Genomic DNA, 14,171 nt, shown 5'->3' with positions numbered 1-14,171 from the left:
GAGAACAGTGTCATTTCAATTATGTAAGGTTCACAAAATCTTATAAATATGGTATTATATTAACATCAGATAGCAGAGGATGCAGCGAGTATCTGAAGGATTATGAGGCATTGAAATGCGGGGCAATGCCAAAGCTAATGGGGGATAAAAATTTAATATGTACAAGATATTATTGGTGGATGATGAAATCCTGGTCAGGGATGCGATCAGGGAGAACATTGACTGGAAAAGTCTGGACTGCGAGCTTGTGGGGGATTGCGAAAATGGCAGACAGGCTGTAGAATTTATTCAGACGCATGAAGTGGATATTGTATTGACAGATATCTGTATGCCATATATGGATGGTATGGAGTTGAGTGAGTTTCTTCATGATAACTATCCGGATATTCTTATTGTGATATTCAGTGGTTTTGGAGAATTTGAATATGCGAAAAAAGCAATACGCTATAATGTAAGCGAATATATGCTTAAACCTGTCACTGCATCTGAACTGACAAAGGTGATACGGAATATGAAAGAGAAACTGGATTCCAGAAAGAAAGAACAAAGGAAAATAGAATCTCTTGCACAAACTTCTCAGGATTATCATAAAAATGCAGACATTATCAGGTCAAAGGCACTGGAAACTCTTGTGAACTGTACAAGAGACGTACAGGTAAGCCTTCAGGAACTGAAGAAGCTGGGAATTTGTTTTGACTGTTCCAGTTACAGAGTGGCTGTTTTTGATATGGATACTTATTCAGAATTATATCAGGTTGATATGAATAAACAACAGGAAAGTGCATTGATGGCATTTGTACTTTTTAATGTAAGCAATGAAATTTTAACAAAAGAGAAGGCTGGTGTTGCGTATCAGGAAGGCAGCAATCGTGTCTGTATTATATTTACAGGCAACAAGTCAAGAGAATTTGGTGCAAAAATACATAATATCTGTCAGGAAATTCAACAGAAAGTAAAAGAAGTAATAGGGATCGAGACATCTATAGGGATCGGAAGCTGGGTCAGATCTCCTCAGGATATGATTTATTCCTATAAACTTGCTGAGAAAGCTCTCCGTTATCGATATCTTCTGGGCGGTAGTCTTCTTTTTGATATGGAAGAGAAGAAAACTGACAACAGTATCAATATTGTAAGAGAACTGGAAATTCTGACGGATGAGATGAAGGCAGGAAACAGACAGGAGGTAACAGAAATTCTGGAGGAGATAGAGAATGAGATAAAGGGTGCGCTGGTAGAGAAAAGTTATGCCTGTATTTATCTTCAACAGGTGATTCGTGCCATTGGAAATACCTGTCAGTCTTTGAGTGATGATCCTGAGGAAGTCATTGCTCAGAGAGAGAAACTTCTGAAAGATGTTTCCCAGGCAAAAACTTTTGATAATGCAGCTGCACTTGTAAGGCAATATGCCGGAAATGTATTTGAATCCCTTCAGGATCTTAACAGTTCCAGTGGACAGAGACAGGGAATGCTTGCAATGGATTATATCCAGAATAATTATATGGATACAAACCTCAGCCTGAACAGCATCTGTTCTTATCTTAATATCAGTACCAGTTATTTCAGCACTATTTTTAAGGAGATGACAGGGGAGACATTTATTGAGGCACTTACCAGGACCAGGATGGAGAAAGCTAAGGAGCTGCTGGAAAATACAACAATGAAGAATTATGAGATTGCTGAGAAAGTGGGATTTTCGGATCCCCATTATTTTGGGATCTCCTTTAAAAAGATGACAGGAAAAACGCCTACCGAATATGCAAGGGAGAAACGTCGATGAAGGGGAGTGGAATGACCGGAAGGATTCCTTCAAAATTTAAAAGTATCCAGAGCTCGATCTTCTGTGCAGTTTCAATCTTGGTATTAAGTGCAGTTCTGGTTGTGACACTGGTATCTCTTCGATATACGAATTCCTCAATTTATGAGAATTCTGTTATGTATACACAAACGATCATTAAACAGCTGAATCAGAATATAGATTCATATATCAGTTATATGGATAATATTGCATCTGTGATCGCAGGAAGCGGAGATGCCTATAAATATCTGTACAGAGAGAATGTACATGGTTCCACAGAGGACGAGAATTACAGTGCTTACAGGCAGCGCCTGGTGGAGCAGTTTAAGACCATCCTGAAAGGAAGGGATGATATCAGAAATATCGGAATTGTCCGGGCGGATAAGAACAGTCCGTCTTTATTTGACAATGGAGTATCTGTGAGAAATGCATATTTGGATTCTTAATACACAGGCATGGTATGCAGACGCAGTGGGAAAATACGATCAGTATAATCTCACATCTTCTCATGTGCAGAATGTGATAAAGGGTGAAAGACCATGGGTGATCACACTCAGCAGAGGAATCCGCAATTATACAGGAACAACAGCAGATGACGGAGTTGTTTTTCTGGATCTGAACTACAGTGCCATCAGTGAGCTTTGTGCACAGAGCAGTATGGGCGATAAGGGTTATGTTTTTATTCTTGATCAGGATGGAAATATTGTTTATCATCCCAGACAACAGCAGCTTTATAATGAATTGCAGACAGAGAATATTTCTCTTGTTATGAATGCAGAATCAGATATTGTAACTGTGGGAAAGGGAGATGATGAAAAAATTTATGCACTGTCTCATTCTGAAATCACAGGATGGACGATCGTAGGATGTATGAATATGTCTGAACTTCTCAGAAACAGCAGACAGACAAGAAGTATCTATGTACTGGTGGCATTGGGGCTGATCATTGTAGCACTTCTGATCTCAAGTGTGATCGCCCGTAATATTACAATGCCGATCCAGAAGCTTCGTGATTCCATGAAAAGTGTTCAGAAAGGGAATTTTGATATTGAGGATATTGAAGTACTCACAGACAATGAAATAGGAAGTCTTACCCGGTCATTTAATGTGATGACCCACAGGATCCGTGAGCTGATGGAACAGAATATACAGGAGCAGGAACAGAAACGAAAAATAGAATTGAAAGCACTTCAGTCTCAGATTAATCCACATTTTCTGTATAATACACTGGATTCTATTATATGGATGGCTGAGGGAAAGAAGAATGAAGAAGTGGTAGTTATGACAGCTTCTCTTGCAAGACTGCTCAGGCAGAGCATCAGTAATGAGGATGAGCTCGTTACGATCGGGAAGGAAGTTGAATATGTGAGAAGTTATCTTACCATCCAGAAAATGCGTTATAAGGATAAGCTGGAGTTTGAGATAGAGGTGGAACCGTGTATTGCCCATGTTCCGATCATTCGTCTTGTATTGCAGCCGATCGTGGAGAATGCGATCTATCATGGACTGAAGTATAAGGACAGTAAAGGACTTCTTAAAGTTCATGGATATATGAAAGGTGAGAATGTGGTAATTGATATCATAGATGATGGTGTGGGCATGGATGAGGAGACTCTGAAACATATTTATGATAAGCATAAGGTCAATTACCGTTCCAACGGAGTAGGTGTTTACAATGTGCAGCAGCGTCTGGTTTTATATTATGGAAAAGATTACGGTATTATCTATCACAGCGAGAAAGGAAAGGGAACCACAGCTTCTGTTGTAATTCCCGGAATGCAGGAGGGATCCCATGAAAGGTCATAAAAAAGTTTTTATAATGGCTGTTATCCTTATAGCGGCATCAGTGGTGATTTTTATTGGACTTTTGAAACCTGAGGCCACCCAGACTAGAAAATGTTCTCTTATTTATATTCCTAAGATCAGAGATGATACAAATGATTTCTGGACCTCAGTAATATCAGGATGCAGGATGGCAGCAGAGGAATATGAATCAGAACTTGAGATCATGGCGCCTGATAAAGAAGAGAATGTGGAGGAGCAGAACAGGCTTCTGAGAGCAGCAATAGAGAAGAAGCCGGATGCGATTCTTTTTTCCCCGTCCAGTATGAATGCATCTGATGAACTTCTGAAAGAAGCTAAGGATAAGGGGATACGCATTACTTATATTGATTCTTATACAAAAGAAGATCTGCAGGATCTGACTGTTGCCACAGATAATGTGAATGCAGGAAGGATGATGGGAGAATATGCCAGGACATTGCTTGATAAGGACTCAAAGATTGCTATTGTAAGTCATGTAAAGGGTGTTTCTACAGCTGTTGAGAGAGAACAGGGATTTCGGGAAGGTCTTGGTGACTATGCTGAAAATATAGTGGAAACTGTTTACTGTAATTCGCTTTATGAGAAATCCTATGAACTGGCACAGAAACTGATGGAAAAATACCCTGATCTGGAGATGATCGCAGGAATGAACGAATATTCTGCAGTCGGCGTGGGAAGAGCTGTCAGCGACGCAGGAGTGAAGGATAGAATTGATGTAGTCGGTGTGGACTGTTCCCAGGAAGCGATAAATCTTATGGAAATGGGAGTTTATAAGGGAATCATTGTGCAGAAAGCATTTCGAATGGGTTATATAGGAGTGGAAGAAACCATACATATGCTTAATGGGGACGCAGTGGAAAAGAATATTGATTCAGGATGTGAACTGGTCACACCTGAGAATATGTATGACAGTGATATTGAGAGACTGATCTTTCCGTTTGGCTGACTGACGCATTGAGATGGCTGCGTAATATTAAGAATAAAAGAAACAAAAAGGTTAAATATTTCCGGACACAGGACTGGAAATATTTAACCTTTTTTTGGAAGATATTTCATTACAATTATTCGACAGGTAAGGTAAGATATAGAAAGAAAAGAGAAATACAAAGAAACGTAAGGAGGGTGAAAGACTTGGAAAAGTTGAAACAAAATCCAATCGTGAAGAAGCTTGGCCTGAACAGAATCCTGTTAGCATGTATTCTGGTTCTCATGTTCGTAGTCTTCAAAGTAGTTCTGGGAAGTAAGTTCCCTGTAGGTGACAGTATCAAATCTACTTTGAACTATGTATACTTCCTGGGCTTTTTGTCACTTGGAGTAACATTCGTAATTGCCACCGGAGGAATTGATTTCTCCATCGGACCTGTAATGTTCTGCTGTGCCCTGATCTCAGGTTACTGCATGACTTCCTATCATGTACCTTGTGCAGCAGCAATGGTGATCTGTGTACTGATCGGATTTGCATTTGGTATGTTTAATGGTTGGATGGTATCTTACATGTCAGTTCCGCCATTCATCATTTCCATGGCATCTATGAACATTGCAAAAGGTATTGCATCTGTATTCACAAAGACACAGTCCGTCAGCTGGCCACTGGGCAGTGACCCTGTAAACGGATGGTTCAGAAATCTTGTCTCCTATAAGGGATTCCCTGTAGGACTTGTGATTTTCCTGGCAGTAGCAGTGATCTGTGGAATTATTCTTTATAATACAAAACCGGGACGTTATATCCTTTGTCTTGGTTCCAACAGCGAAGCAGTAAGACTTAGCGGTGTTAATACAAAAAAATGGAGAATGCTCGCATATGTGATCTGCGGTATTCTTGTAGGAATCGGAGCAATTTTCTTTGTTGGTGCTTACACAACTGTTCAGCCTGGATACGGCGATCAGTACAACAACGAAGCAATTGCAGGCTGTGTAATGGGTGGTACATCCATGGTTGGTGGACTTGCTTCCATCGGCGGTACAGTAATCGGTGTATTTATCATTTCTCTTCTTCAGCAGGGTATCATGGCATTTGGTCTTGGTAAAGGTCAGCAGATGATCATCACAGGACTTATCGTTATTGTAGCAGTTTATGTCGACGTTTCTGCAAGACGCAGAAAGAACTGATCAGAAGGGAGGATGTAACAATGGGTGAAGTTATTTTAACTATGAAGGACATTGATAAGTCCTTTCCTGGAGTTCATGCTCTGGATCACGTTAATTTCGAAGTGAAACGCGGCGAAGTACATGCTCTTATGGGAGAAAACGGTGCCGGAAAGTCCACATTGATGAAAGTTCTTACCGGTATTTATCAGAAGGATTCAGGATCCATTACTTATAAAGGACAGGAAACTGAATTCCATAATACAAAAGAAGCGCAGGATGCAGGTGTAGTAATCGTACACCAGGAGCTGAACATGGTAGGTGACCTTACCGTTGCGCAGAATATCTTTATCGGACGTGAGCCAAAGAAAGGTTTCACTATCGATGATAAGAAGATGGTCGAAGATTCCAAGAAGCTTTTCAAGGAACTTAACATTGAAATTAATCCAAAAGAAAAGATGAACAACCTTACAGTTGGAAAACAGCAGATGTGTGAGATTGCTAAGGCTATTTCCCACAAAGCAGAGGTTATTATCTTTGATGAGCCGTCAGCAGCGCTGACAGAAAAAGAGATTGCAGACTTATTCGAGATCATCCGTGATCTTCGTAAGAAAGGTCTTGGAATCGTTTATATCTCTCATCGTATGGATGAGATCAAGACGATCACTGACAGAGTAACAGTCATGCGAGATGGTGGTTATGTAGGAACACTGATCACAGCAGACAGTACAAAAGAAGACATCATCAACATGATGGTTGGACGTGTCATTTATGAAGATCCTAAGGAACACAGTATGGTTGCACCGGATGCACCGGTTGTTCTTAAGGTAGAGAACCTGAATGCAGGTAAGATGGTTCAGAATGTAAGCTTTGAACTTCGCAAAGGTGAGATCCTTGGATTCTCAGGACTGATGGGTGCCGGACGTACTGAGACAGCAAGAGCACTCTTTGGTGCAGATCCGAAACAGAGCGGTAAGATCTCCATTATGGGAAAAGATGGAAAGCTTCATGAAGTAACTATCAATACCCCGCAGGATGCTGTTAAATATGGTATCGGTTATCTGTCAGAGGACAGAAGAAGATATGGCTGTGTTGTACAGAAATCTGTAACAGAGAATACTACACTGGCAACCATGGAAGAATTTACCAGTGGTATCTTCATCAATAAGTCAAAAGAAAAAGAAGTTTCAGAAAGATATGTCAAAGAACTGGCAACCAAGACTCCAAACTGTGAGCAGCTGGTAGTCAATCTTTCCGGTGGTAACCAGCAGAAGGTCGTTATCGCAAAATGGCTGACCAGAGACAGTGAGATTCTGATCTTTGATGAGCCGACCAGAGGTATCGACGTTGGTGCCAAGAATGAAATTTACAAGTTAATGAACAGACTGGCAGCAGAAGGCAAATCTATTATCATGATTTCTTCTGAAATGACAGAAGTTCTCCGTATGAGTGACCGTATTATCGTTATGTGCGAAGGTAAGATTACAGGAAATATTGATATTTCCGAAGCTACTCAGGAACACATTATGAACAAGGCAACACGGAATATCGATTAAGGAGGAAAGTCATGACTAAGAAGAAAAAAAGTATTTTAAGTGATCAGAGATTTATTGTATTACTGGTTATTATTGTACTGTTTGCAGTTTTCTCCTTTAAGAGTAGGGAGTTCAGACAGTATACCACAATCCTCAGTATGCTGGATTTCTCATACTATGATCTTCTGATGGCAATCGGTGTTACATTCCCTCTTATTACAGGAGGTGTAGACCTGTCAATCGGAACTGGTATGGTATGTTACGCATTGATCGCAGGATCTCTGGTAAGAAATAATAATCTTCCGGTTGCACTTGCAATGTTACTTTGTATTGTACTTGGAATCATTGTAGGAGCAGCAAATGGTGTGCTGATCGGTATTATGAATCTGCCGCCATTCCTTGCAACACTTTGTACATGTATGATTACCCGAGGTGCAGGATCCTTATGTAGTGCCACACCTTGGCCGGGACTTACACAGGATGGTGGATGGTTCCATTCAATCTTTAAGATTACAGTCGGAACAGGAAGAAGTGCTTCTCGTTATCCTATCGGTTTCTTATGGATGATCATTCTGGTTCTGTTAATGGAATATGTTCTGAATCATACAAAATTCGGTCGTTATACGATCGCGATCGGTTCCAACAAAGAAGCAGCAGCTCTTTCTGGAATCAATGTTAAATTCTATCATGTTATGGTATATGTAGTATGCGGACTTTTCACAGGTCTTGCAGCTATTGCATATGCAGCAGTTACACCAACTGTACAGCCTGGTACCGGTGCCGGCCTTGAAATGGATGCCATCGGTGGTGTATTCGTAGGTGGTGTTGCAGCAACAGGTGGTTATGGATCAGTAATCGGTACATTAGCAGGTATCTTCGTTATCATGCTTCTGAAAACAGGTCTTCCATATGTTGGACTGCAGGCAAACTGGCAGCAGATCATTACAGGTGCGGTTCTTATCATCGCAGTACTGATCGATATCATGAAAGAAAAGAAAGCAGCAGCAAAATAAAAAGTGTCTTAGTTTAATAAGATGCAAAGCAGCAGGGATATGAAACAACAGAGGGCTTCCCGGAAATAGTTCAGCGACAGTATTGTCATATGTGTATTTTGGGGAAGGCGGAACGAGAGGGAAGCTCCTGGAGTATCATCATAAAAACTATATTACAATGTATATTTAAAAGGAGGAATTTTTAAAATGAAAGCAAAAAAAGTGATCGCATTAGTTATGTGTGCAGCAATGGTAGCAGGAATGTCAGCATCAAGCGTTATGGCAGCTGATATGCCAGAACAGTTCAAAGACCTGAAAGCTAACGAAGCTTATGATTTCCCAATGATGGTTAAATCTTTCCAGTCTACATACTGGGATGCAGCTCAGGAAGGTATGAAGAAAGCTGCTGAAGAACTTGGTGTTACATACAAAGCACAGGGACCAAACAGTGAATCTGATATCGCTGACCAGGTTAACATGATCAATACAGCAATCGCTGCAAATCCAGCTGGTTTAGGTCTTGCTGCATGTGATACATCTTCTGTTCTTGATGCACTTCAGGAATGCATTGACAAAGGAATCCCGGTAGTAACATTTGATACAGGTATCGCTGACGCTCCGGAAGGATCTGTAGTATGTGAAGTTTGTACAGACAACGCACAGGCTGGTTCTGTTGCAGCTGAAAATATGTACAATGCGATCAAAGATGTTGTAGCTAACGCAGACGGCCAGGTTATCATCGGTGAAGTTAACCAGGATGCTACAGCTCAGAACATCCAGCAGCGTGGTGGCGGATTCATCGACAAAATGATCGAACTGCTTCAGGCTGACGGAAAAACAGTTGCAGTTAAAGGTAACGAGTTCTATGTAAACGCAGCTAAAGGCGCTGATGCAGAAGAAGCAGACGCAGACGTTGTTATCCAGGTAGCTGTTCCGGCACAGACAACTGTAGAGCTTTGCTCAACAGAGGCTCAGGCAATCCTTTCTCAGGAAAACTGCATCGCTATCTTCGGTTCTAACCAGACAGCAGCAGAAGGTGTTCTTGCAGCTAACGCTAACCTGAACGTTCTTGGTTCTGACGCAGCAGCAGGCGATGTTATCGGTGTTGGTTTCGACGCTGGTTCTATCATTAAAGCAGCTGTACAGGATGGAACATTCCTTGGTGCTGTTACACAGTCTCCTCTGATGATGGGATACTATGCAGTTTATGCTCTGACAGCAGCAGCTAACGGACAGGAACTTGAAGATGTTCCTACAGATGGATACTGGTATGATTCCACAAATATGGACAGCGAAGAGATCGCTCCTAACCTTTATGACTAATCGATAAGTATATATCGAGAGGAAATGAATCCTTAGAATTAAGTAAAAAAAGTTACCGGGAACAATGCGACCGGTAGCGAAATACAGACGCCGCACTGCCGTATGGCAAGTGCGGCGTTGTTGTTCAAAACTCTGATAGCAGAGTGAAATTAATAAAAAACGTAAACACAATAACAGCTCAGACAAGATGATGCAAATAAGGACACTTTTTTTGACAAACAAGGTTCTTACCCTGGAGAACAGGTCAGGGTAAAATAAAGTCATCAGATATGAAGAGCGCAATTCATATATTGAGGAGGATTTAAAATGGCAGCTTATTATTTAGCAGTAGATATCGGAGCATCCAGCGGACGTCATATTCTTGGACATATGGAAAACGGAAAAATGGTTCTGGAAGAGATCTATCGTTTTGAAAATGGAATGGTAAAGAAAGACGGAGAACTCTGCTGGGAATTTGACCGCCTTTTTAAAGAGGTTGTAAATGGTCTGAAGAAATGTAAAGAGATCGGCAAACTTCCTGTAAGCATGGGTGTAGACACCTGGGGTGTGGATTTCGTACTGCTTGACAAAGATGACAAAGTTCTTGGAAATACAGTGGGATATCGTGATCACCGTACAGAGGGAATGGACGAAGAAGTTTATAAGGCTATTTCCCTGAAAGATCTCTATGCAAGAACAGGTATCCAGAAAGCTGATTATAATACAATCTATCAGCTGATGGCAGTGAAAAAGAAACATCCGGAATATCTGGAGCAGGCAGAGACACTTCTTCATGTGCCGGATTACTTCCATTTCCTTCTTACAGGACAGAAAACCTGTGAGTATACAGAAGCTACAACAGGACAGCTTGTAAGCCCGATCACCAAGGACTGGGATTATGAATTGATCGATATGCTCGGTTACCCGAGAAAAATGTTCCAGAAGCTGATCATGCCTGGCACAAGTATCGGACATCTTTCAGATAAGATCAGAGAAGAAGTGGGATTTGATCTGGAAGTAGTTGCACCTGCAACACATGATACAGGATCCGCTGTACTGGCAGTTCCTGCAAATGATGATGACTTTATCTACATCAGTTCCGGAACATGGTCACTGATGGGTATTGAGAGAAAAGAAGCAGACTGTTCTGAGAAGAGCTGTGAGATGAACTTCACAAATGAAGGCGGTTATGCAGGCCGTTTCCGTTATCTGAAGAATATCATGGGACTCTGGATGATTCAGTCTGTACGTCATGAAGTAAATGATGCATACAGCTTTGCAGAGATCTGTGCAATGGCAGAGGAAGCAAAGGATTTCCCGTCAAGAGTAGAGGCAAATGATGAGTGCTTCCTTTCTCCTGACAATATGACAGAAGAAGTTAAGGATTACTGTCGCAGAACAGGACAGAAGGTTCCGGAAACTCTGGGAGAGATCGCAACAGTTATCTACACAAGTCTTGCAGAATGCTATGCAAAGACAGCAAAAGAGCTGGAAGAGATGACCGGCAGAACATACAGCCGTATCCATATCGTAGGCGGCGGCTCCAACGCAGGATATCTCAATGAGCTGACTGCAAAGGCAACAAAGAAAGAAATCCATGCAGGCCCGGGAGAGGCTACTGCAATCGGAAATATCACAGCACAGATGCTGAAAGCAGAAGAGTTTAAAACAATCGAAGAGGCTCGTACTATCATTCATGAGTCCTTCGGTGTAAAAGTCTACAAAGAATAGAAACTGCTTCAGATATATTATTAAAAAAGAACTGCAGTAGAAAAAGAATCCTGGGATTTTCAGGATTCTTTTTTGTTAAAAAAATAATATTATTTACGAGGACTGCTATAAGTAAGAAAAAGGGATATACATTGTTGCTGTGAACGGAGTGAACAGTAACGTCATGATAGTATGGAAATTTATGAATATTTTAAAGGATAATGAAAGAAAAGAAAATTTGTGATATAATCTCAGCATAGTGAATTGCTATAGAGGATTAAAATAATAAGAACGGTGAGAAGTATATGGAACGATTAATTTTTCATATTGATGTAAACAGCGCATTTCTTTCCTGGGAATCAGCCAGAAGGGTGAGCCAGGGGTTGCCGGATCTTAGGGAGATTCCCTCCTGTGTGGGAGGAGATCCAAAGAAACGGACAGGTATTGTGGTTGCAAAATCCATTCCTGCCAAAAAATACGGGATCCAAACCGGCGAGCCCGTAGCCATGGCTCTTCGGAAATGTCCAAATCTGGTGATCGTTCCCAGTGATTTTGAATTATACGATAAATGTTCCCGGGCATTTAAAGCAATCTGTGCTTCTTTTGCACCTGTGATGGAATCGTTCTCTATTGATGAAGTGTTTCTGGATATGACGGGTACTTCGCTGATTTATCCTGATCCTGTGGCTGCTGCTCATGAGCTGAAGGATAAAATTCACAGAGAACTGGGATTTACAGTAAATGTGGGGATTTCTACCAACAAGCTGCTGGCAAAGATGGCCTCGGATTTCCAGAAGCCGGATAGAGTACACACGCTGTTCCCGGATGAAATCCCGGAGAAAATGTGGCCGCTTCCTGTTCGTAACCTGCTGTTTCTGGGAAAAGCTTCCGAGCAGAAGCTTCTGAATCAGGGAATCCGTACTATCGGAGATCTGGCAAAGGAACGGGAAGCAAATGTGCAGCTATGGCTTGGAGAAAAGCCGGGACATCAGCTCTGGAAGTATGCCAGAGGTATTGATGATTCGACCGTAAAAGCAGTACCTGATGAGGCGAAGGGCTTCAGTGTGGAGACGACTTTTAATGATGATATTACTTCTACAGAGCAGGTGCTACCGATTCTGCTGGAGCAGTGTGACGTTCTGGCAACCAGAATGCGCAGAAAAGGGAAAAAATGCAGATGTATTTCCGTTACTTTCCGTACTCTGGATTTCAGAAACCGTTCTCATCAGACAAAGCTGGAAAATGCCACAGATCTCACAGATGAAATCTATGAAAATGCTACCAGACTTTTCGCAGAGTTCTGGAGGGGACAGCCACTGCGTCTCATAGGTGTGGCACTGACCGGTCTTACAGACGGTTCTTATGAGCAGATGTCTCTGTTCGAAGATACAGAAAGTAAGGAACGCCGCAGAAAGCTGGATGTAGCTATGGATGAAATCCGTATGAAATTCGGCAACGACAAGATTACCCGCGCCAGTATTATGAACAGCAATGCCCGGATTGGCAGGAAAGCCAGGGCACAGATGAAAAATGAAGACAGACAGGAAGAATAAAAGCGCAGAGAAAAAGTATCATCTCTGCGCTTTTATAGCGGATTGCTATACAAATTTAAGAAATTCTTCATCTGGAATCTGAGAGGTATGGATGGCATTCTGGATAGCCTGAGCCATAACTTCTGCGGCAAAATTTCTGTCTGAAAGCAGAAAGACCATACTTAGAGAATTCTGAGAGAAAGGGAGCGATTTAACCAAATCAAGTAAGTCCCCTGCTTCAATTGCGAAGAGCAATAAGCAGTGGGTGGGGACTTGCTTGTATCAGAAGGGGTACAAGCCCCTTCTGATAAACTGCGAAGCAGTTATTTGGTTATGAGCAAGTAGCGAAAGCGGATTGCGAATATCCGATTGACTATATGAATCAGAATAAAAAAATCATTAAAAAGACAGGCGCGGCATTTCTTTGTGCAGCAATGGTGGCAAATGCCGGCACTGCATCTGTTATGGCGGTCGATAACCGGAAAGATGAAAATGTATACGTAAATCTGAATATGGACGGAAGCGTATCCGGCGTTTATGTTGTAAATGAATATAATTTGACAGAAAAAACAGAGATCACAGATTATGGAAATTATGCATCGGTAAAAAATCTGTCAAGTGATGACACGATCACACTTTCAGGGGATAAAGTTCAGGTAGAAGCACCAGCAGGAAAGCTCTATTATCAGGACAATCTGAACGGAACAAAGATACCATGGAATATTGAAATTACCTATGAACTGGATGGACAGAAGATATCTGCGGATGAATTAGCCGGAAAAGACGGGAAGCTTAAGATTAGTCTGTTTGTAAAAGATAATAAGGATTCTGATGATGAATTCTTTGATAACTATCTGATTCAGGGAACAGTAACTCTGGATACAAAAAAATGCAGTAATATTCAGGCGGATGGGGCAACGCAGGCAAACGTAGGATCTGACAGACAGCTTCTTTATTCACAGATAAAACAAAAGATATCAATACATAGATAGACGATGCAATTGATGATGCAACAGATAAGATCGCAGGCAAAGACTTCACACCGATATCCTTTGCGTCTGATGAAAATACTGATATCGGACTTGTACAGTTTGCTATGAAAACAGAAGCAATCTCTATAGATGATGACGATGATGAGGAAGAAACAGTGGAAGAGAATAAGAGCTTCGTGCAGAAACTGAAAGATCTCTTCTAAAAATATAAATCTCAGGACTTTTATTGAAGTTTCGGGGGAATTCCCTGAGGAAAATAAAGTTTCTGAGACTTTTTTTATAGAAAATATAAATTTGTTGTTTTTACAACATACTTAATTGGAGATATCAGATATACTCTGACCTGTAATCAAAGAAAAAACAAACATTCACATATAACTTTTAAAGAATTTTCAGGAGTGAAA

General features: G+C 41.2%; 11 protein-coding genes. All 11 read left to right on the top strand.

Annotated elements, in window-relative coordinates:
• The first annotated feature begins 157 nt into the window (after positions 1–157).
• The 11 genes from AC058W_RS11350 to AC058W_RS11300 all read left to right on the top strand — a co-directional run bounded on the left by AC058W_RS11350 (position 158) and on the right by AC058W_RS11300 (position 13,767).
• Positions 158–1,777 (top strand): response regulator, encoded by a 1,620-nt coding sequence (locus tag AC058W_RS11350; RefSeq protein WP_117674454.1) that lies wholly within the window; start codon positions 158–160, stop codon positions 1,775–1,777.
• On the top strand, positions 1,774–2,241 hold the full coding sequence (locus tag AC058W_RS11345; RefSeq protein WP_479390097.1) for a hypothetical protein: 468 nt from the start codon (positions 1,774–1,776) through the stop codon (positions 2,239–2,241). The genes AC058W_RS11350 and AC058W_RS11345 overlap by 4 nt, the downstream gene beginning before the upstream one ends.
• Entirely contained in the window at positions 2,222–3,601 is a 1,380-nt protein-coding gene (locus tag AC058W_RS11340) for a sensor histidine kinase (protein WP_479390096.1), read from the top strand. The genes AC058W_RS11345 and AC058W_RS11340 overlap by 20 nt, the downstream gene beginning before the upstream one ends.
• On the top strand, positions 3,588–4,565 hold the full coding sequence (locus AC058W_RS11335) for a substrate-binding domain-containing protein (RefSeq protein WP_117674456.1): 978 nt from the start codon (positions 3,588–3,590) through the stop codon (positions 4,563–4,565). Before AC058W_RS11340 ends, AC058W_RS11335 begins: the two co-directional genes overlap by 14 nt.
• 185 nt (positions 4,566–4,750) lie before the next feature.
• Positions 4,751–5,728 (top strand): ABC transporter permease, encoded by a 978-nt coding sequence (locus tag AC058W_RS11330; protein WP_117674457.1) that lies wholly within the window; start codon positions 4,751–4,753, stop codon positions 5,726–5,728.
• A gap of 20 nt (positions 5,729–5,748) precedes the next feature.
• On the top strand, positions 5,749–7,260 hold the full coding sequence (locus tag AC058W_RS11325; protein WP_117674458.1) for a sugar ABC transporter ATP-binding protein: 1,512 nt from the start codon (positions 5,749–5,751) through the stop codon (positions 7,258–7,260).
• Between the two features lie 11 nt (positions 7,261–7,271).
• Positions 7,272–8,252: an ABC transporter permease gene (locus tag AC058W_RS11320; RefSeq protein WP_117674459.1), complete on the top strand. Its 981-nt coding sequence runs from the start codon at positions 7,272–7,274 to the stop codon at positions 8,250–8,252.
• A gap of 186 nt (positions 8,253–8,438) precedes the next feature.
• A complete protein-coding gene (locus AC058W_RS11315) occupies positions 8,439–9,554 on the top strand; it encodes a substrate-binding domain-containing protein (RefSeq protein WP_117674460.1) in 1,116 nt (371 codons plus the stop codon).
• A gap of 306 nt (positions 9,555–9,860) precedes the next feature.
• Positions 9,861–11,264, top strand: a complete 1,404-nt coding sequence (rhaB, locus tag AC058W_RS11310) for a rhamnulokinase (RefSeq protein WP_117674461.1) — start codon at positions 9,861–9,863, stop codon at positions 11,262–11,264.
• 284 nt (positions 11,265–11,548) lie between these two features.
• Positions 11,549–12,796, top strand: a complete 1,248-nt coding sequence (locus tag AC058W_RS11305; RefSeq protein ID WP_117674462.1) for a DNA polymerase Y family protein — start codon at positions 11,549–11,551, stop codon at positions 12,794–12,796.
• Between the two features lie 356 nt (positions 12,797–13,152).
• Positions 13,153–13,767: a hypothetical protein gene (locus AC058W_RS11300; RefSeq protein WP_118516540.1), complete on the top strand. Its 615-nt coding sequence runs from the start codon at positions 13,153–13,155 to the stop codon at positions 13,765–13,767.
• Positions 13,768–14,171: the final 404 nt, after the last annotated feature.

It is taken from the genome of Blautia sp. CGZ-1-C1 (genome assembly GCF_056504575.1).
Note: the sequence above shows the minus strand (reverse complement) of the source record. Positions and strands in the feature narration are given on the sequence as shown.

Bases quoted from the DNA above. Each gene is read 5' to 3' on its own strand.
- AC058W_RS11350 (WP_117674454.1), top strand. From the start codon at position 158: ATGTACAAGATATTATTGGTGGATGATGAAATCCTGGTCAGGGATGCG.
- rhaB (WP_117674461.1), top strand. From the start codon at position 9,861: ATGGCAGCTTATTATTTAGCAGTAGATATCGGAGCATCCAGCGGACGT.
- AC058W_RS11325 (WP_117674458.1), top strand. From the start codon at position 5,749: ATGGGTGAAGTTATTTTAACTATGAAGGACATTGATAAGTCCTTTCCT.
- AC058W_RS11335 (WP_117674456.1), top strand. From the start codon at position 3,588: ATGAAAGGTCATAAAAAAGTTTTTATAATGGCTGTTATCCTTATAGCG.
- AC058W_RS11315 (WP_117674460.1), top strand. From the start codon at position 8,439: ATGAAAGCAAAAAAAGTGATCGCATTAGTTATGTGTGCAGCAATGGTA.
- AC058W_RS11320 (WP_117674459.1), top strand. From the start codon at position 7,272: ATGACTAAGAAGAAAAAAAGTATTTTAAGTGATCAGAGATTTATTGTA.
- AC058W_RS11305 (WP_117674462.1), top strand. From the start codon at position 11,549: ATGGAACGATTAATTTTTCATATTGATGTAAACAGCGCATTTCTTTCC.
- AC058W_RS11300 (WP_118516540.1), top strand. From the start codon at position 13,153: ATGAATCAGAATAAAAAAATCATTAAAAAGACAGGCGCGGCATTTCTT.
- AC058W_RS11340 (WP_479390096.1), top strand. From the start codon at position 2,222: ATGCATATTTGGATTCTTAATACACAGGCATGGTATGCAGACGCAGTG.
- AC058W_RS11345 (WP_479390097.1), top strand. From the start codon at position 1,774: ATGAAGGGGAGTGGAATGACCGGAAGGATTCCTTCAAAATTTAAAAGT.